Here is a 19,371-nt window from a genome sequence, read left to right on the forward strand (position 1 = left end):
GGCCACATCGCGTATGACAACGACCGCCGAGCATGTCATCCGTGCCAGTCACTTTGGCGTCGCTGCATGCAGCACGATGCCACCCAGCGCCGGAACCTTCAGCCGCAGCTTGCCGTCCACGACTTCCAGGGTCTCCTCCGTGCCGAAGACACCCTGCCAACGGCGCGGCGCGTTCGGCTGCACGGGCACCTCGACCATTTGCGCCTGCGCTGCGGGTGTCGCCACGATGATCAATTGCTCATCGGCATCCTTGCGGAGCACCGCCCAGACATTGCGGTCGTCATCCGCCAGCAACGTTTGCACGCTGCCCGTCCGCAGGGCCGGGTGTGCCTTGCGCAATGCAATAATCCGCCGGTAGTGCTCAAGCTGCGGGCGCAGCACGTAGTTTTCTTCCGGCGCTTCATACGGCTGCAGATCCTCCCACAGCATGGGCTTGCGGCAGGTCGGATCATCCCCGCCCCACATCCCCACCTCATCGCCGTAATACACCATCGGCGCACCGATGTAGATCATCTGTAACAGCGCAGCCAACCGCGCCCGGGCATACGCCTCCGCATCCGGTTTCGCGTTGTTGTAGTTCGGACCGTTGTCCTGCACGCGATTCGCATGGTCATACGCGCGGTCCGGATTGAAGGCCATCGACGCAATCCGGTCCGTGTCGTGGCTGTTCATCAGGTTTTGCAGAACCAGTGTCGCCTCGTGCGGGTACGCCAGCCGCAGCTCGCGCAGTCGCAGGTCGAACTCGCTGGCCGAGATGCTCGTCTTCCGATCGAACACCCACGCGACAACCGCGCGTGCGAAGGTGTAGTTCATCACCGCGTCGAAGTGCCGGCCGTCGAGCCACGCGTCCGCCCGGTCCCAGATCTCGCCGACGATGTAAGCGTCAGGGTTGATCGCCTTGACCAGGTCACGCCACTCCACCCAGAACGGCATCGGAATTTCATTCGGCACATCCAGCCGCCAGCCGTCGATCCCCGCGCTCACATCTCCATCCGGCGCCATCCAGCGTCGCGTCACATCGAAAATGTGTTGTTTGGCCGACTCGCTCGCGAGCCCGGTGGCCGTCTTGCGGAATTCCGGCAGCGCCCCGAAACCGCCCCACCCGGTGTACTCGAACGGCTCCCAGCTCGTGACATTGAACCAGTCCGCGTAGCGCGAAGCACGCCCGCGCTTCTGCACATCCACGAACGCGGGATGCTTCGTACCCACGTGGTTGAACACCCCGTCGATGATGACGCGGAAGCCCTGCGCCTTGGCTGCCTTCAGAAACGCGAGAAACCGGCGGTCCGCCCGGGTCCATTCCCACGTCGCAGGATCGCGCAGATCCTCGCGCGCTGCGATCTCCTCGTAGTCGTCATCCCCCGGGCCAAAGGCGGGATCAATGTGCAGATAATTCGTCGCGTTGTACTTGTGGTGGCTGTCACCGATGAACACCGGATTCAGGTACAATGCATTGACGCCCAGTTCCTTCAGGTACGGCAGCTTCTCCTCCAGCCCGTCGAAGTCGCCGCCATACAGCCGGTCGAACACGATCCAATTGTAGAACGTCTGCCCGGTCCGCGCTTCTTCATACGGCTGCAGCTTGAACCACTCGCTGGTCCAGGGATGCACCGGGTCGGGATCGTTCGCACGGTTTCCATTGCGGAAACGATCGGGCATGATCTGGTACCAGACCGCATGCTTCGCCCAATCCGGCGTTCTGAATATTGCGTCGGCCACCAGCGGCACTCCGTATGTCTGCGGCGAACTTGCTCGCAGCTCTCCGTCCTGTAACACGAAGGCGTAACGATAGCCGCCCGGCTCCTTACCGTCAGCCGCGACCGGCGGCTGCGCGGTCACCTCCGGCAAGCGAACACGGGCCTCCCACCACGTAAATGGGGCCGCCGTCTTGACCATCGTCATATCAAAAAGTCCACCGCCTTGTACCGAAACAGCGGCCTTTTCCACATCATCGACGAGCGTCCGCAGCCGCAACAGTAGCTCATGGTCGGACGTCCGCTGGAAGTACAGCGGCGTATCCTGCCGGTGCTCGAGCGCGAGGGCATTGATCACCCCATCTCCAAGCACTGCCGGCGATGCGGTGAGGTTCGCCACCTGCCCCAGACGTAGCGCCGAATTACGCCCGCCGTGACCATCGGGCTCGCCATCGGCGTTCTCCGGATCCGGCCGCCAATCCGTCCCGTTCACAACAAACTTGTAGAAGTGCGGCCCACTCGGCAGTTCGATCGTCGCCGACCAGCGGCCATTGCCGTCCGGTCCGGTGAATGGCGTGGCTGCTGGGTTCCATCCGTTGAAAGTTCCTGCCAATGCCACCTGTCGCGGCCCAGGCCCCGGGGTGAAACGGAACATACACCGCCAGCGGCCATCGGGTAGGGGTTCGGCTGTAACAGAGGGCGGCAACTTGCCGGGATCGCTCTCGCGCTCCAGCACGAGCGCCGGCGCCGGCGGCCACTCATCCACGGCGGGGAGCGCTGCCACGCAGCCGGGTGCCGCCACGAGCAACAGGGCGAGCCCCACCATCCAGCGAGGGTGCGGGCTGGGGGTCGTCCCGACAGAACTCCTCGAACCGGTGTATGGTGGCGCGGAAGCGGGCCTCGGGGGACACAGGTCCAGGACGGGCAATTCGTCACGCGCAGCGGCAGGGATGGGTCTCCGTCCGTCCCGCTTGCTGCTATCATGCCTGTCAGAGTCTGAGCGCGAGTTTCCAGGCAGAACGTAGCTCGACATGTCCGTACCCTGAGTTTGCACCGCCGCGCGGTGTCTTTTCCGAAATGAACCAGACCCAAGCTGCTTCTTCGATCGGCCAAGCTCTGCGACTCACACTGGCCGTACTCACCGCCGGGATTCTACTCTGGTCGGTGCTCTGGGTCGCGACGCGCCCCTTACGAATCTCCCCAGGTTCCGACTCACAGATCGTCCTGCGGATCATGCACTGGGCCGGCGGCGCTGGGCCACTCGAAGACCAGATTGTAGCCGACTTGCTGCGGCGATTCGAAGCCGAGCACCCGCACATCCGCATCGAACGCATCAACCCGGGCGACTCCGCATCTTTCTACACCAAGCTTCAGACCATGATGGCGGCCGGCGTCGCTCCCGACGTGTTCTACATGGGATACGAGCGGCTCGGCAGCTTTTGTAAACCCGGATTGTTGCTGCCTCTCGAACCGTTGATCGCGGAGGATCGCGCCGCCGGAAGGTCCACGCTGACCCTGGACGATTTCTTCCCCGCGACCGTGGCCGCCTTCCGCTTCGACGGTACCGCCAATGGGTCCGGCCCGCTGTATGGCATCCCCAAGGATTTCACAACCATCGGTTTCTATTACAATAAGACCCTCTTTCAACAGGCCCACCTGCCCGAGCCCACCGATGATTGGACGTGGGACGAATTTGCCGCCACGGCCCGCCGTCTCGCGGAACTGCCCGGCATCACGGGGGCCGAGTTCGTGACATGGCCGGCCATGCTCCGGACCTATCTGCATACTTACGGGGCGGAAATCGCCACGTCCGACCTCCGAATCTCGCTCTTGCGAGAGCCGGCCACGATGCGCGCCCTCGAGCAGATCATAAGTTGGCGCTTCCAGGAAGACCGTACGCTCACGAGCGGGCGCAGCCAGGTCGCACAGGGCGAAAGCGCGTTCCTGACGGGCAGCGTCGGCATGGCGGGACCATTCGGCCGCTGGGTCGTTCCGCAGTACCGCAAGATTGACGACTTCGAATGGGATTTCGCCCCGCTACCGCGCGGTACCCAGCGGGCGAACACGGTCCTGACGGTGTCCTGGTCGATCGCTCGCCAGTCCGAGCATCCTGAGGCCGCCTGGGAACTGGTGAAATTTCTCTGTGGTGCCGACGGTCAGGATCAGGCCGCGCGCCTCGGCCTGGCCATCCCAACCCTGCGCGCCGTAGCTTACAGCGATGCCTTCATCGACCCGACCCAGCCACCCTTTCGCGACACGGCTTTCCTCTCACAAGCGGAGTATGCCGAGCCGCTGCCCTGGCCGGTGAACCCGCAATTCGAGAGTTCGCTTCAGAACCGCCTCGATGAAGCCCTGCGCACGGGGGGGGTCACACTCACCCAGGCGATCAGCCGACTTGAGGACGAATGGCTGCGGCAACAGGCCAAGCCGCTGCACCGCACCGACCTGCAACCCATGCCGTGGAGGAAACTTGCGCTTGGCATCACGCTGCCTGTTTTGCTGCTGGCGGTATTGGCCACGGTGATCTGGTGGCGGCGGCGCCCGGGACCCGCGGGAATGCGCGAAGAGTTGTGGGGCTACGCCCTGGTCAGTCCCTGGGTACTGGGCTTCACCTTATTCCTGCTCGGGCCCATCGTGCTGTCTTTGCTGCTCGCGTATTCCGCCTGGAGCGGACTGACGCCCCTCACTGAGGCCCGCTGGCTGGCGTGGGGGAACTTCGCCGAGGCCTGGCACGACCCCAAGTTCTGGATCAGTCTCCGGGTGACCGGCTATTACGCCCTGCTTGCGGTCCCCATGGGTCAGTTGCTGGCGCTTGGCTCCGCCGTCCTCATGAACAATGAAGTGCGCCTTTCCGGCTTCTTTCGCAGCGCTTGGTACCTGCCGAGCGTACTCGCCGGCGTCGGCGTCGCGATCCTGTGGCGCTGGGTGTTCGACGGTGACTTCGGGTTGCTGAACCAATACCTCGGACCCCCGCTGGCGTGGCTGGATGCGCGCTTGACTGATGTCCTCGGAGCGCAGACCGTGCTCAACGCGGAGGGTGTCGCCACGGTGGTCCCGCGCGTGCATGCACCGCAGTGGCTCGACAAGGATGCGGCGTGGTTCGGGCCGCCGGCCTTCGCACTGATGAGTTTCTGGACGCTGGGCGGCACGATGGTGATCTATCTCGCCGGCTTGAAGGGCATCCCGCAGGAACTCTACGAGGCCGCAAGCATCGACGGTGCCACCCGCGCAAGCCGCTTCCGCAACGTCACGCTGCCCATGCTGAGCCCGGTAATCTTCTTCAACACCATCATGGCGATCATCGGGTCGTTCCAGGTCTTTACACAGGCCTACATCATGACCGGCGGCGGCCCGGGCGACGCCACCCTGTTCTACGTGCTCTACCTCTACCAGAGCGCCTTCGTACACCATGAGATGGGTTATGCCTCCGCCCTGGCGTGGGTGCTGTTGCTGATCATTCTCGGCCTGACGCTGCTGGTGATGCGCGGTAGTCGCCGCTTCGTCTACTACGAGGCCCTCAAATGAGCGCGCACCTCCCCATGGCCCGGCCGCTGCCGCCACTGCCCAGGGCGACCACGCCCCCTGCGCTTTCCCCCGGAGGCACCGGCGTGGTCCTGGTTTACGCCCTCCTCATGGGCGGCGCGGTCGTGCTGCTGTTCCCCTTCTGGTGGATGCTCGTGGTCAGCTTTGCCAGTCCCGCCGAAGCCGCCCGCGCCACGGTCAGTACCGAGGGCTTCCGGCTGATACCCGACTTCGGCAACTTCACGAATTACCCGCTCGCGCTGCAGCAGATGGGCGCCCGCGGCTGGTACAGCTTCCTCGACGCCGTCGCGAACACCGTGCTCGTGACGACGCTCTGCGTGGTCGGCCAGGTCCTGTCGAGCAGTCTCGTCGGCTACGCCTTCGCCCGGCTCCGCTTTCGCGGCCGCGGCCCGCTCTTCATCCTCATGCTCGCCACGATGATGCTGCCGGCGCAGGTCGTGATGATCCCGCTCTTCATTCTCTTCCGCGCACTCGGCTGGATTGACACACTGCTTCCACTGTGGGTCCCCGCCTTCTTCGGCAACGCCTTCTACATCTTCCTCTTCCGACAGTTCTTTGCGCAGATTCCCGAGGCGCTGGTCGAGGCCGCCCGCGTGGACGGCTGTGGCCATCTCCGCATCTGGTGGCAGATCATGCTCCCGCTCTGCCGGCCGGTGATCGCATTGACCGCGGTTTTCACCTTCATGTTCGCGTGGAACGACTTCCTCGGCCCGCTGATTTATCTGCACAGCGAGCACAACTACACGCTCGCACTCGCGCTCAATTCATTCCGCAATCAGTACGGCGGTGTGAACCAGGTCCACCTACTGATGGCTGCGAGCATTGTCACAATGCTACCCTGCATCGTGCTGTTCTTCGTCGCCCAGAAGCACCTGGTCGGCGGCCTGGCGCTCGGCGGGGTGAAGGGGTAGACGAGGAGTGGAGCCCGGGCGCGGTTTGCAGTTACTGGAGGGTGGGGTGTGCATCCGTGCCCGCCGCCGAGAGGATTGATCTGGCTCAGGGCGCAACTCGGTTCAGTCCCATCGGGTCAATCTGCTCGGCTCAACTCATGCTATGCGGCCGTTCGGGCTGGCGACTGCAGGTCGGCAGGTTCTGACGCCGCGACAGTGGCCGGCCTGCCACGGGTTACGTGCCTAAGGGGGACGACGGATTGGGGTCTGGGTTCTGTGAACCCAACGGGCTGGTCGACACCTGTACGCCGTCGTCGGATCGCACGAGGTCCACATGGCAGCGCCAGGCCGCGCTGGCCTGCGGGAAGTCCACCCGGTAGTGCACGCCACGTGACTCACAACGCGTCGCTGCGGCCATCGCAATGCAATAGGCCACCGTCAACAGGTTTTGCGTTTCCCAGGCCTTGGGCTCGTCCAGCACCTTATCCATCGTGTAGCGCGCCCAGAGTGAGAGAATCTCGATGGTCTCGCGCAGCCGATCTCCGCTCCGCTCGACCGCTACATTGCGCCACATGACGCTCGTAAGACTGTCATGCACATCCCCCAGGTCGAGCTCCGTGCGCGGTGACGGCGGCAGGAGGTGGCTGATCGGCAGCGGCCGTTGGAGACGATCGGCCGCGGAAGCGCGCTCCGCAGCAAGCGTTCCGGCACGCCGGCCGAAGACGAGTCCTTCGAGCAGTGAATTGCTCGCCAGGCGGTTGGCGCCGTGCAGCCCCGTCGAAGCGACTTCGCCGCAGGCGAGCACCCCCGGCAGGGACGTGCGCCCGGACGCGTCCGTCACGACGCCACCGACGCAGTAATGCGCACTCGGCCGAACGGGAATGAGGTCGCGCTCCGGATCGAGATCGAATTGCTTGCAGAGGCGGTCCAGGTTCGGAAACCGCGCCGCGAAGTGCCCGGGCGTGAAGTGGCGGACATCGAGAAAGACGCAGGGCGCCTGCACGCGCCGGGTCTCCGCGACGATGGCGCGGCTCACGATGTCGCGCGGGGCCAGTTCACCGCGCTCATCGTACGCGGCCATGAACCGTCGACCATCACGATGCACCAAATAGGCACCTTCGCCCCGCACGGCCTCGCTGATCAACGCGCGGGCCGCACCAGCGACATAGAGCGTTGTCGGGTGAAACTGGATCATCTCCAGGTCGCGCAACCGCAGGCCGGCTCGAAAGGCCATCGCGAGACCGTCACCGGTTGCAACGGGCGGATTGGTGGACTCACGGTAGACGCGCCCGCAGCCGCCGCTCGCGAGGATCGTGGTCGTCGCCCAGAACATCTGGTGACCATACTTCGGGTGAGAAGTGACCGTGCCCACGCCCTGCCCGGCATGGGTGAGGAGATCCAGCGCGAAACAGCGTTCAAAGACCCGGATGCGCGGATGCGCGCGCACCCGCTCCAGCAGCACGCGCAGGATCTCGCGGCCGGTGGCATCTTCGGCATGGACGATCCGCGCCCGCGAGTGGCCCCCTTCGCGCCCCGCCACCAGTGCCGCACCCTCGTGATCGAAACGCGCCCCGAGTTGGGCCAGGGCCGCGATGACCGCCGGGGCCTCCGCTGCCACGCTCCGCACCACCTCTTCGTGGGCCAGCCCGCAGGCCACCGCCAGCGTATCGCGGGCATGCTCCGCGGGGGTGTCGCCCGGTTGCAGGGCGGCCGCGATCCCCCCCTGCGCGTAAGCCGTGGCGGACTGCTCGGCCTGGTCCTTCGTAACGACGAGCACGTCGCCGGCTTCGGCCGCCAGGAGCGCAGCTTGCAGACCCGCCAGCCCCCCGCCAATGACCAGCGTGTCGGCGAAAAGATGCGGCACGCGGTGGGGCTCGAAGTTCGTCAGGTAGCGCCGTCGACCGATGGTACTGCTCATGTCACTTTCCGCCTGCGACCGCACTCCACCGGCTTCACCCCGCAGTGCTGCTCAGGCACTGAATCGCCGCACGGTGACGTCCGTCACCAGCATGTCGATGCGAACATCCGACGGTCCGACCGGGATCGTTTCGACGACCTGTTCCTCGAGCCCCAGACCACACGAGACCCCACGGTACTCCGGGTGCGACAGGAAACGGTCGTAGAAGCCGCGCCCACGGCCAAGGCGGTTGCCGGCGGAGTCAAAGCCGAGCCCCGGCACCACGACAAGATCGATGTCGGCGATGGGGGCCGGCATCCCTTCGACCGGTTCACGAATCCCCATGGCGCGGGCCTCAACGCCACTGACCAGCGACTGAATCTCCACCGGCATCATGCGTCGCTGGTCCCAGCTCACGCGGGGGGCGAGTACCGTCTTGCCGTCCGCCCAGGCCTGCAAGGCGACATGCCGCGCATCGACATCCTCCGGACCGGCCAGGAACAGCATCACGACATCGGCCCGCCGATACTCGTCTTGGGCACAAAGCAGCCGACAAGCGGCCGCTGAGCGCGCGGCGCGCACCTCGGACCCCAGGGTCGCCATGCGCTGGCGCAGTTCCTGACGCAGGATGGATTTCCGCACGGTCAACGCTTCGCTCGTTCGTCAGCCGCCCGTCGGGCATACTCCGCGCGCCACGCCCGCAGCGCTGCCGCCTGTTGCGCCTCGTGGCCACGGGTCGTCGGATTGTAATACGTCTTGTGTGTACCGAGGTAGTCCTGCGGAACCCAACCCAGCGGATCGGTATGCGGATAGATGTACCCCTGGCCCCGCCCAAGGCGCGCCGCGCCGGGGTAGTGCGCATCCTGCAGATGCGGCGGCACCGGCAGCGTCAGCCCGTTCCGCACGTCCTCCCGGGCGGCATGAATGCCCAGGGTCACCGCATTCGATTTCGGGGCACAAGCGATGTAAACCGCCGCCTGCGCCAACGCGTACTCGCACTCCGGCAAGCCCACAAGCTGTGTGATCTGCAACGCTGCGGCGGCCAGTACGGCCGCCTGCGGGTCGGCGTTGCCGACGTCCTCGGAGGCGCAAATCGCAATGCGACGGGCGATGAAACGCGGATCTTCCCCGCCTTCGAGCATCCGCGCCAACCAGTACAAGGTCGCATCCGGATCGCTGCCGCGCATGCTCTTGATCAGCGCCGAAGCCACATCGTAGTGCGTATCCCCGCCGTCGTAATGAATGGCCTTCTGCTGGAGTGACTCGGCAGCTACTTCCAGCGTGACGTGCGGTGCCTTCGCGGGCGCGCGGGTCTGCGACAGCACCGCCACCTCCAGCCCCGCTAGCGCGCGCCGGGCGTCACCGTCGGCCCGTTCCGCCAGGAATCGCAGGGCCTCCTCGTCGCAGGTCGCCCCGGTCCGTCCGAGCCCGCGTTCTTCATCCGTGAGCGCGCGGCGCAACAGTGTCACGAGCTGCTCCGGTGTCAGTGGCCGAAATTCAAAGACCTGGCTGCGCGAAATGAGTGGCGAATTAACCGCGAAGAAAGGGTTCTCGGTTGTCGCGCCGATCAGGACCAGCACCCCTTCCTCGACATCCTTCAGGAGTACATCCTGCTGCGCGCGGTTGAACCGGTGGATTTCGTCAAGAAACAGGACGGTCCGCTGCCGTTTGGCGGTGAGCCGCGCGCGGGCCGCCTCGAGCACGAGCCGGACATCCTTGACGCCGGCTTCGGCCGCATGCAGCGTCGTGAATTCCGCCCGGGTCTGCGTGGCGATCAGACGTGCGAGGGTCGTCTTGCCGCTCCCCGGCGGCCCGTACAGAATCGCACTGGTGAGCCGATCGGCTTCCAACAGGCGCCGCAGCAACTTGCCCGGTGCAGCAAAGTGCTCCTGCCCCACAAACTCGTCGAGTGTACGGGGGCGCATCCGCACCGGAAGTGGTTCGACGCTGTGAAATGCCGCGGCGCGCTGGTCGGCAAACAGGTCCATGACCGCACAGTATAGCGAGTCCGACACGTGCGGCCCTTACGACAGTCTTGAGGCAATGCTGGAACCGCGCCGCACTCGTGGAGTGGGGGAGGATCGCGTAACTGCGGAAGCAGGGCTCTCTTCCGACCACAACCCGAAGGCGAGAGGGTGTCTGGGGCGCGCTGCTACTGCCCGTTGAGCGTCAGGTTGCGGCCGTCTTCACCCGGCTCGAAGAAGTGCGCGCGCTGCATATCGACATGGAGGCGCGCCGGCGCGCCTTCGTCCACACGGCTGCGGGCATCGATGCGGGCGATCAGGTGCTCATGGCGGGGCGTACCGCAATACACGTCCGTGCGGTCGCCCAGCGGCTCGACTACGGTGACCTGCACGTCGAGCACCTGGTCGGCCGGTTGTCCGCCGGCGGGTTGCAGGGCCTCCGGGCGGATCCCCATCACCACCTCGCGATCTACGAACGGCGCGAGCCGCTCACGGTGCGCGGGGGCGATCGCCAGCTTGCAGGCCCCGTCATTGAAGTGCAGCGCGTCTCCAGTACGTTCCAGGCGCCCGGCGAGGAAGTTCATCGGCGGTGTCCCGACAAAGCCGGCCACGAAGCGATTGGTGGGGCGCTCGTACACGTCGTAGGGTGATGCGGCCTGGTGGATCAACCCGTCTTTCATCACCACGACACGATCGCCGAGTGTCATCGCCTCTTCCTGATCGTGGGTCACATAGACCGTGGTGGTCTGTACCTTGCGATGCAGCCGCTTGATCTCGGCCCGCATGCCGATCCGTAGTTTTGCATCCAGGTTGGATAACGGCTCGTCGAAGAGGAATGCCTTGGGATTGCGGACAATCGCCCGCCCCACGGCCACGCGCTGCCGCTGGCCACCGGAAAGCGCCCGGGGGCGGCGCTGGAGCAACTCGCGAATCCCGAGGATGTCGGCCGCTTCGAGCACGCGGCGATCGATGTCGCGGCGTTCTTCGCGGGCCTTGCGCCACAGCCCGTTGGCCACGAGGAAGCCGAGCGGGTTGTCCCACGCACCGTACTTCCGGCGCAACAGCAGACCAAACGCCATGTTCTTGTAGCAGGTCATGTGCGGGTACAAGGCATAGTTCTGGAAGACCATCGCGATGTCGCGATCCTTCGGGGCCACGCCATTGACGACCCGGTCGCCGATGCGGATCTCACCGGCCGTGATGTCTTCGAGCCCGGCCACCATCCGCAGTGTCGTGCTCTTGCCGCAACCGGAGGGGCCGACAAGGACGACAAACTCGCGGTCCTGGATCAGCAGATTGATGCTGTCGACGGCCTTGATTTCGCCGGGATAAATCTTGGTGACGTTGGAGAGCCGAACCTCGGCCATGCCTGCCTCACATACGAAACACCAATGAAAGCCGAGCTGTTGCAGATGCCTCGAATATACGGGGCCTGCGCCCCTTGGGCAAGACGAGTCCCGACCGGTCTGTTCCCCCAAGCTCCGGGGGCGCTGCCGGGGGCTCCTTTGGCGCGGAAAACCGGCATTCGTGACTTGCCACAGCCGCCAATTATTTCGCATGCTTGGTGTGATTCGGCCGTGGCAGCCACCGAGCTGGGCGACCCGAAGTCGCCGACGGGGTGTGGCGGAGCCGACGAATCATCTCTGGGTGGACGGCTGTGCAGTACAGCCGCCACCCGTTTTTTACCGCCGGACACACGTAACGGGCCGTCAATACCCCTCCGAGCACGGTCTGCACATGCCCCCACCTGTCCCCAATCGGCGGCATACCGCGGCACACGGGTCTCGGTCCGCTACGCGCCGTCCGTGCCGCCGGCCAACAGGTAGCTCGCACGATATGCTTCGTTGTCGGGGAAGAGATGCAGCGCTTCCCGGAAGTCGCTTCTGGCAAGAGGGGTCCGGCCGAGTTCCAGCAGGTCCTGCCCCCGCGCGTGGTAAGCCGATGCGAGCTGCTGCCGCAGGGCAGCATTCTGCGGATCGAGTCGGAACGCCTGCCGAAACGCATCCACGGCGTTATCAAAGAACAGGTGGGCCTGTTGCTGGGTGCCGAACACGACCAGCGTGTCGATCGCGCGCTGGCGATAGGTCGCTTGCTGCGGATACAGGTCCGCCGCCCGCAGGTACGCCGCCGTCGCCTCGCGGAGCTTGCCGCGCGCTTCAAGCTGCTCGCCCTGCGCCAAACGGGCGTTCGCCAGCGTCTCCTTATAGGTGCGGTTGTCGCGCGCCATGTCGTACGCCACCTGGTACGCCACCAGCTCGGCGTTGATCTCCCCAGCGCGCGCTTCCCGGCGGGATTGCAGCACGCGTCCGGCGGAGTACGCACCCCGGGCCACGCGTGCCCGTAGCGTTTCCGGCGCCCCGGACAGCAAGTCCGCGGCGCGGCGGTACTCCTGCGCTGCCTGGTCGTAGCGCCCCCGCGTGGCCTGCTGCTCCGCCTGCGCGAGATAGGTTTCACCTTGTACGCGGCGCGCTTCGGCGTAGCCGGGGTCGAGATCGCGGGCGCGGTTCAGATGTGTGTGAGCACGCGCCAATTCGCCGCGCTCCAGGGCCTCTCGCCCGAGCCCGACGTACGCGGTTGCGAGATCGCGACGCACCCCCGCTTCCGTACCCGCCTGCTGCGCCGACTGCTGAAATGCCGTAGCCGCCGCGTCGAAGCGTGTCTGCCGCAGGTAGATCCGGCCAACCAGTTGCTGCAGAAACGCCGAATTCTGCGAACGCCGCGCAAGCTCGGTCAGCTTCGTTTCGAGCTGGCGAAGCTGATCCGGCTGTGCGCTGCGCACCGCATTACCGTATTGCAGCAGTCCGTTCAGCGGATCGCCCTGTCTCAGGAGCGCATCTCCGAGCGCGATCTGCGCCGCGGTGTGTTCACCATTGCGCTCGGTCAAGGCGACCAGCAGGCGCACCCCTTCCTGCTGTTGAGCCGGTGCCGCGAGCAGCGCGCGGGCCTGGCGGAACACGTCCTCGTCGCTGCGCTGGAGTATCCGCGCATTGCGGACGTCATGGTCGTACCCCGCCTGCCCGTCCATCGCGTGTGCTTTCTGGAACAGTCGCTCCGCTTCCGCGTACCGCCGCCGGCTCATCTCCACGTGCCCCAACCCCTGGACGGCAACCGCATGGCGCGGGTTCTCCGCGAGTACGGCTTCAAATACCTGCGCAGCGCCACTTGCATCGCCCCCTTCCAGCCGTTCGAAGCCCGCCTTCAAGGCACGACCGTGGGCAGCGGCCTGTGGATGTGCAGGTGTGTCCGCCGGTGCGACACCACCATGCACCGCCTGGCGTAGCCCCGCAAACACATCCACTTTGCCTCCGAGCGTGTCCGCCGCGATCCCCTGGCCGTCGAACCGCACGAGGGTCGCGGGCGTAAAGGGGCTGGTGCGCTTACCGGACGTGGAGGCCCGGCTGAGTGGGGAGCCGGTGGTCGGAGCGCCCCAACCAGCGCTGCCGGTCGAACTGGCTGTACCCACGACGATCATGTGGACGCTCCGTGCGGGGCACACCGACCCCACCCGGAAAGGGTGTGAAATGTCTGTCGCGGAAACAAGCCCCCATCGGGGATGACTTGACCATTCGACGTGCGCCGCCGGTTTGCGATGAGCCCTTATCGGGCAACAACGCTCGGAACACCCCGATTACGGAAGATCGTAAATCACCTGAATCACTGCAAAATCGGCGAGGTCCACGTCATGATCGCCGTCCGTATCCCCCGCCAGGCAGAAGTGCCCCGGGACATACGGCGTATCCGGACTTCGCAGGCAGAAGAACAGCAGTCCGAGATCGGCCGCATTTACCGTGCCGTCCCCGTTGTAGTCCCCTGCCGGGTTGGTCGCATAAACCTCGAATTCCGCGATGCGCGTCAGGTTGTCCAGCCCAGCGTCGTTGATGACCAGCCGGACGAACCGCGCGGTGACTGGCGTGATGAAAGTGCGGGCCGTGCTCGCCTGCGCTGGGCGGTTGTACTCCATGCTGTGAATCTGCCACGGCCCATGCGGGCTGTCCGCGGTCTGGAACATGAACGCCTCGGTGTCGAACACCGGGGAATCGCCCGTTGCGCTCGTGTGGTAGACGACGAATCCGTTCAGCACGCGGGGGCGACCCAGATCCAGGCGCAGCCAGTGCGGCACGGGCAGCGAGTTCGAGATCCAGCGGCTCGCCGACGAAATCACGCCGTCAATGGCCTTCATTCCGTCCCCCGAATCCGTCGCCACGGCGACCGCGCTGCCGCTGATGTTCTGCCCCGACGGCAATCCGGGCAGCATGGCGGGGGTATACAAAGGCGTGGAACTGCCGGCCGGGTAATCCAGGGTGCAGGCGTACTGGAAGGCATCCCACAGGTCATTGTTCGGCCCCGGCGGGCCGATGGTGCGCAGGTACTCGATCGAGTACTGCGCCCAGGCGCCGGCATCATAGGGGTAGATGAACCAGTTGGCCGTAACGATCGGATGCGCGCCGGCCGTCTGGTTCCACGCATGCAGATCCGCGAAGGCGCCATGCAGGAACTGGGCGCTGGCGGCTTCGCTCGCGGCGTTGCCGACGTTCACGCCACGGTTCCACTCGGTCAGGTATACGGGCTTGTCCCCGAAACCACGGCTGCGGATGACCGCCAATTGGCTGATGTAGCCCGCTTGCAGCTCACCTCGTGAAATCGTCGCATCGTTCCAGGGCGCGGCGTACGCATGGATCGCGAAGCCGTCGACCTCGTCGGGCGTCAGCAGGTCGCACATCGCCGCCAGGTACGCGTTGCCATCCATGTGCCGCACGCCCGGGATCACGCCGCCCGGCGACACCGGCCCCAGCAGAACGATCTGCGGTCCCAACGGACTCGGCACGGCCCGCAGAGCGTTACGTATCTGGCGGTACTGCTGCACGTACTCGGCCGGCGAAAGGACCTGCCCACCCCATTCATCGAGGATGTTCTGCTCATTGCCGACCTGCCAGATGTGGGCGACGTTTGCGAGTTGCTGCGCGGCCGTTTGCACATCCACGAGGTACTGCGTCAGGTTCTGCGTGAAGGGGATGTTCTCGCCCCAGTTGCGCTGCACACGCACGATCAAGGTATGCCCACGGGAGACGGCGGTATGGAAGCGATTGTCGCGCTGCCAGACGGGCCCCCACCAGAAATCGCTGTTGGTGAGGACGGTTTCGAGCGACCAGATGCCTTTGCCACCGGTCATGGCTTCAACATTGGCGGCGGCCGGGTCGCCGTACCAGTGAATGCCGTAGAGCCAGGGGGATTCGGCCACGGTGTTCACCGGGCTGATGAAAAGCAGGAGAACCGCGGCGGCCCCCAAGGCGCGACCCGATGTACACACGGCCTTGCTGGTTTGCATCGCTTCCTCTGTATCACCGAATGGAACGATCCTTCCTGCGCGCATTGTATCGGTGCCGGCTTGATCGTCGAAGTAACCTCTACCGCACGCTGCCGACAGGTCCGAAAAAACCAAGTGAGTTGGCGGATTGCAGCGCGCGTCTGCGCGGGGAATCTCAAGTGACGAAGATCAAGCGAAAATCCAGTAGATACTTCTTGAGCCCACGATGGTCGGCGAGTACGCTCGGGTAGATTTGCAGTTGGCATTTGAACAACTTTACCCCCCCTCAGAGCGGGCGGATTCGTTCTCGGAGTGGAGTGCAAACCAGCAAGTTTTATTAACCCCCAGTGAGGAGAAGAAGCAATGCGGAAGTTTCTCGGAGCAACCTTGTTAGTCGCTGCGCTGGTGGCGTCGGCCTCGGCCGGCGTCGTCACCGGCAACCCGGTGGCGGATGGGTGGACACTGCACGGCCACTCACTCGCGAACGGTGTGTATTCGCGCGGCACTGCGAACTACGGGTACAACATCTACAGCAGCGCGATCCATGTCGCCAACGGCTCGAACCTGGCGATTTCCGACGGCGGCTACTCATGGCTGCCAGGTGACACCGTGCTGGGTATCGGCGGCGTGTTCACGGGCATCTCGGCGGCCAGCGCCGGCTGGGGCAGCATCAGTGGCAATTCGGTCAACTCCCAATTGTCACAGGCCCTTGGACCGAAGCTGATCGCCAAGTTCGGCACGAGCGCCGCGACGTTCTCCACCAGCACCATCGCGCCGGGCGCCGGCAACGGCGCCGCAAGCACCGCACTTGCAGGTACGGGTGGCGTTTTTGTCCGCACCTCGGGCTACTTCCACGCGACGAATCCGCTGCTCTCGCAGGATACCGACACGACCTGGACAGGCAACAACGGGCAACTGATGCTGCTTGACAAGGACAACCACATCAGCCGCAACGGCACCAGCGCGCCGGACAAGCGCGTCGCGCGCGTGATCTGGGAATACGACACCACCCTGGGGCATGTGCTCAGTTGGCAGATTCTGCTCAATGTCTCGCTGCTGGATCGCACGGCCGGTGGGTTCGGAGGACTGACGCCTCGGCCTGGTGACCTGGTGATCGCGTCCGTCCAGGACCGCGACGGGGTGTACACGGATTCGCTGGTGCGGTCTGTGATCCCCGCCCCCGGCGCGGTGCTGCTCGGCGCGCTGGGACTCGGCCTGATCGCCCGCCTCCGCCGCCACGTGGAACAGATGGCCTAACAGGCAATGGCTCGAAATGCTGACCGCCGGGTCGCACTCGGATAACACCTGTGCGGCCGTGGCTGTAATCTCACAAGGGAACGCCGCGGTGCCAAAGGGCGCCGCGGCGTTCCCTCGCTTCTTTCCACCTACGGCGACGAAGTTGCCGCCCAAACCGCCTCCTGAAACGCGTGCCGACGCTCGTCGAGCACCTGCCGGTGATAGCGCCGCGCTACTTCCAGATTCCGCAGCGCCATCTGCGCCCGGCGCTCCGCATCTCCCAGCACATCCCGAATCCGCGCCGCCAGCGCCGCCACGTCCCCTGCTGGAACCAGGTCCGCCTCCGGCAGCAATTCCGGAATTCCGCCAACCGCCGATGCGATGCACGGCAACCCACGCGCCTGGGCCTCCAGAACCACCTTCGGCAGACCTTCCGTCCGCGAAGGCAGCACGAACAAATCAGCCAGGTCGAGCACCGCCCGCACCGCCGCCCCGCCCGGCAGCCGTCCTGCAAACCGTACCCGGCCCGTGATCCCGTGCTGACGCACCTGCCCTTCAAGTTGCGGTCGATACCGCCCGTCCCCAACCATTGTCAGACGCACATCCAGCCCGGCCCGCACCACCGCTGCAACCGCGTCGATCAGCACGTCCGGACCCTTGTAGAGCTGCTCCAAAGATCCCACGAAGACCAGTTCGAACGACCCAGTTGCCCGGACGGGCCGCGGAACTGTGACGTACGCCTCATCGTCCAGTTCGATGCTTGAGTACGTCGTCACGAAGGCCCCAGCGGCGGCCGGGTAACGCTCCGGGAGCGTCCGCGCCGTCACATACGCCACCGCGCACCCCGTTGCACATTGCCGCCGTAAGACACGTGGCACCCACCAGCGCAGCCAGGGGCGCAGCGGCGACCGTACCCCGCCACCGGGCGCGAAGACCTCGTATGGATCCCCCACCACTTCCACCCCGAATGGCTGCCGCCGCGCCCGCAACAACCCTTCCAGCACGCCGCCCACCTGCCCCGGTACGCGGAGCACGGCCGCATCTCCGGGCCGCAGCGCCTCGGCGATGGCCCGTCGTACGCGAAGTCGCCGGTGCGCATACTCCCAGGGCCCTACGAAATACGGCACTGCGATAAAGCTCACACCCGGGCCGTCCGCCCGCCGGCTGCCGGTGGGTGCCGCCGCCGCATCCTGCACGCGCGCCACCACGGCCACCTGCTCAAAGACTCCGAGATATCGCCGCCAGAAGCCATAGTCGAACGCCTCCGGCGACCAGATAGCGCCGTCGAGCGTGCGATGAAAGCGGGCTTCGAGGGCTACCAGCACACGCACGCCGCTGCTCCATGCCGTGAACCCGCCCGAGACCCTGCGGGCGAGATCGTGCCTATTCCACGTTTCCCACGACCCGGCCGGTCGCTAGTCTATCACCACGATGACCCTTTCGGCACATCCTGCCACCACGCCTCCGCCCGATGAGGCGGCGCGCCCGGTACGACTTTGCGTCATGACGACCGTGGGCAGTTCCATCCAGGTGCTCTACCGCGATCGACTCGAGTACCTGCGCGCGCACGGCTTCGACATCACCGTGGTATGTGCGCCCTCTGAGCTTGATACGGCCATCCGGGCTCGTGGCGTGCGCCTCTGGACGGCTCCACTCACGCGGGCCATCACACCGGCCACCGACCTAAGGGCGCTCTGGACCATCACTGGCTTCCTGCGTCGCGAGCGCTTCGATCTCGTCGAAGTCGGCACACCAAAGGCCGCGCTGGTCGGCTCTCTCGCAGCACACCTGGCGGGTACGCGGCCGATTGTCCATATTCTCCACGGTCTCGCCTACGAGGGGAAATCGGGCCTATCCGGCCGTCTGGTGCGCTGGTCGACAGGGGTGCCCTGCCGCCTTGCCAACGTTACTCTCGCAGTATCACCGTCCGCGCGCGCACAGGCCATTTCTGACGGCTTGGTGCAACCGGAGCGGATTCGGGTGCTTGGTGCCGGGAGCTGTAATGGAATCGACCTGGCGCGATTTCACCCGGACCGGAGGACAGCGGGCGCCGCAATCCGCGCACAACTTGGCATCCGCTCCCCAACGGTAACGCTCGCCTTCCTGGGCCGTTTTACGCGTGACAAGGGCCTGGGAGAGCTGGTCGCCGCCGCACGTCACCTCGAAGAGCGTGGCCGCGAATTCACACTGCTGATGGTGGGCGATTACGAAGCGCATGACCGGCCGCCGGCTGAGGTGATCGAGTATCTTTCGACCTCGCCCCGCGTCCACCACGTGGGGTGGCAGGCAGACCCGGTGCCGTACCTGGCGGCCGCGGATGTGATCGTACTGCCCAGCTACCGGGAAGGGCTCGGCATGGTTCTGCTGGAAGCCGCGGCCCTCGGGTTGCCAGTCGTAACAACGACGGCCACCGGCTGCCGCGACGCGGTGCGGCCAGGCGAGACGGGACTATGTGTGCCACCGCACGACGTGCCGGCCCTCACCGCCGCACTAGAGCAGATTCTCGCGGATGCGGCCCTCCGCACCCGGCTGGGAGCGGCAGGTCGCGTGTGGGTTGCGCAGAACTTTGACCAGCGGCAAGTGTGGGATGCCTGGATGAACTGCTATCGCGAGCTCCTCAGCCGGCAGCGCAGCGGCCTGGACCATTGACAAATTGCATGGGAGGCAGATGGGCAGATTTCCACTGCGGCCGAGTGCCGCTATGATGTCCCCAGCAGAGTCCACAGCCGGCAGTAGAGGGTTGTGGAGCGCGGGCGGCTAGCTCAGTTGGCTAGAGCATCTCGTTTACACCGAGAGGGTCAGGGGTTCGAGTCCCTTGCCGCCCATTTCAGAAGTGCTTGTA

At 65.5% G+C, this 19,371-nt stretch carries 12 protein-coding genes and 1 tRNA gene; 5 read left to right on the forward strand and 8 right to left on the reverse strand.

Annotation, left to right across the window (positions count from 1 at the left end; genetic code table 11):
* Positions 1-48: 48 nt before the first annotated feature.
* Positions 49-2,520, reverse strand: a complete 2,472-nt coding sequence (locus tag IPM18_01640; protein MBK9118291.1) for a hypothetical protein — start codon at positions 2,518-2,520, stop codon at positions 49-51.
* 251 nt (positions 2,521-2,771) lie between these two features.
* On the opposite strand from IPM18_01640, the gene IPM18_01645 reads away from it, so the two are divergent.
* Entirely contained in the window at positions 2,772-5,219 is a 2,448-nt protein-coding gene (locus IPM18_01645) for an extracellular solute-binding protein (GenBank protein ID MBK9118292.1), read from the forward strand.
* Complete coding sequence (locus tag IPM18_01650) at positions 5,216-6,148, forward strand: carbohydrate ABC transporter permease (protein MBK9118293.1); 933 nt, start codon at positions 5,216-5,218, stop codon at positions 6,146-6,148. Before IPM18_01645 ends, IPM18_01650 begins: the two co-directional genes overlap by 4 nt.
* A gap of 214 nt (positions 6,149-6,362) precedes the next feature.
* Here IPM18_01650 and nadB read toward each other — a convergent pair whose 3' ends face one another.
* The 6 genes from nadB to IPM18_01680 form a co-directional block, all read right to left on the reverse strand.
* Positions 6,363-8,045 carry an L-aspartate oxidase gene (nadB, locus tag IPM18_01655; GenBank protein ID MBK9118294.1) on the reverse strand — a complete coding sequence of 561 codons (1,683 nt, stop codon included), beginning with the start codon at positions 8,043-8,045 and terminating at the stop codon, positions 6,363-6,365.
* A 51-nt stretch (positions 8,046-8,096) separates the two neighbouring features.
* Positions 8,097-8,672, reverse strand: coding sequence for a 5-formyltetrahydrofolate cyclo-ligase (locus IPM18_01660; protein MBK9118295.1), 576 nt, complete (start codon positions 8,670-8,672; stop codon positions 8,097-8,099).
* A complete protein-coding gene (locus IPM18_01665; protein ID MBK9118296.1) occupies positions 8,669-10,012 on the reverse strand; it encodes a replication-associated recombination protein A in 1,344 nt (447 codons plus the stop codon). The genes IPM18_01660 and IPM18_01665 overlap by 4 nt, the downstream gene beginning before the upstream one ends.
* Before the next feature lie 164 nt (positions 10,013-10,176).
* The gene (locus IPM18_01670; protein ID MBK9118297.1) at positions 10,177-11,355 is read right to left on the reverse strand and encodes an ATP-binding cassette domain-containing protein; all 1,179 of its coding nucleotides are present in this window, start codon (positions 11,353-11,355) and stop codon (positions 10,177-10,179) included.
* Positions 11,356-11,780: 425 nt separating this feature from the next.
* A complete protein-coding gene (locus IPM18_01675; protein MBK9118298.1) occupies positions 11,781-13,460 on the reverse strand; it encodes a tetratricopeptide repeat protein in 1,680 nt (559 codons plus the stop codon).
* Between the two features lie 156 nt (positions 13,461-13,616).
* The gene (locus tag IPM18_01680; GenBank protein ID MBK9118299.1) at positions 13,617-15,314 is read right to left on the reverse strand and encodes a discoidin domain-containing protein; all 1,698 of its coding nucleotides are present in this window, start codon (positions 15,312-15,314) and stop codon (positions 13,617-13,619) included.
* Between the two features lie 342 nt (positions 15,315-15,656).
* On the opposite strand from IPM18_01680, the gene IPM18_01685 reads away from it, so the two are divergent.
* Positions 15,657-16,550, forward strand: a complete 894-nt coding sequence (locus IPM18_01685; GenBank protein ID MBK9118300.1) for a hypothetical protein — start codon at positions 15,657-15,659, stop codon at positions 16,548-16,550.
* Between the two features lie 128 nt (positions 16,551-16,678).
* On the opposite strand, the gene IPM18_01690 is transcribed toward IPM18_01685, so the two are convergent.
* Positions 16,679-17,860 carry a glycosyltransferase family 4 protein gene (locus IPM18_01690; protein MBK9118301.1) on the reverse strand — a complete coding sequence of 394 codons (1,182 nt, stop codon included), beginning with the start codon at positions 17,858-17,860 and terminating at the stop codon, positions 16,679-16,681.
* A gap of 172 nt (positions 17,861-18,032) precedes the next feature.
* Here IPM18_01690 and IPM18_01695 point away from each other — a divergent pair, with 172 nt between their 5' ends.
* On the forward strand, positions 18,033-19,178 hold the full coding sequence (locus IPM18_01695) for a glycosyltransferase family 4 protein (protein ID MBK9118302.1): 1,146 nt from the start codon (positions 18,033-18,035) through the stop codon (positions 19,176-19,178).
* A 102-nt stretch (positions 19,179-19,280) separates the two neighbouring features.
* Positions 19,281-19,354: transfer RNA gene (locus tag IPM18_01700), tRNA-Val, on the forward strand.
* The last annotated feature ends 17 nt before the right edge of the window (positions 19,355-19,371 follow it).

The sequence above is a fragment of the Phycisphaerales bacterium genome (assembly GCA_016716475.1).
In the GTDB taxonomy this organism is placed as follows: domain Bacteria; phylum Planctomycetota; class Phycisphaerae; order UBA1845; family Fen-1342; genus JADJWG01.

What these genes read in the sequence shown, in the direction of transcription:
- IPM18_01650 (MBK9118293.1), top strand. Translation starts at nt 5,216, where the DNA reads ATGAGCGCGCACCTCCCCATGGCCCGGCCGCTGCCGCCACTGCCCAGG.
- IPM18_01685 (MBK9118300.1), top strand. Translation starts at nt 15,657, where the DNA reads ATGCGGAAGTTTCTCGGAGCAACCTTGTTAGTCGCTGCGCTGGTGGCG.
- IPM18_01640 (MBK9118291.1), bottom strand. Translation starts at nt 2,520, where the DNA reads ATGGTGGGGCTCGCCCTGTTGCTCGTGGCGGCACCCGGCTGCGTGGCA.
- IPM18_01665 (MBK9118296.1), bottom strand. Translation starts at nt 10,012, where the DNA reads ATGGACCTGTTTGCCGACCAGCGCGCCGCGGCATTTCACAGCGTCGAA.
- IPM18_01680 (MBK9118299.1), bottom strand. Translation starts at nt 15,314, where the DNA reads ATGCAAACCAGCAAGGCCGTGTGTACATCGGGTCGCGCCTTGGGGGCC.
- IPM18_01675 (MBK9118298.1), bottom strand. Translation starts at nt 13,460, where the DNA reads ATGATCGTCGTGGGTACAGCCAGTTCGACCGGCAGCGCTGGTTGGGGC.
- nadB (MBK9118294.1), bottom strand. Translation starts at nt 8,045, where the DNA reads ATGAGCAGTACCATCGGTCGACGGCGCTACCTGACGAACTTCGAGCCC.
- IPM18_01695 (MBK9118302.1), top strand. Translation starts at nt 18,033, where the DNA reads ATGACGACCGTGGGCAGTTCCATCCAGGTGCTCTACCGCGATCGACTC.
- IPM18_01645 (MBK9118292.1), top strand. Translation starts at nt 2,772, where the DNA reads ATGAACCAGACCCAAGCTGCTTCTTCGATCGGCCAAGCTCTGCGACTC.
- IPM18_01670 (MBK9118297.1), bottom strand. Translation starts at nt 11,355, where the DNA reads ATGGCCGAGGTTCGGCTCTCCAACGTCACCAAGATTTATCCCGGCGAA.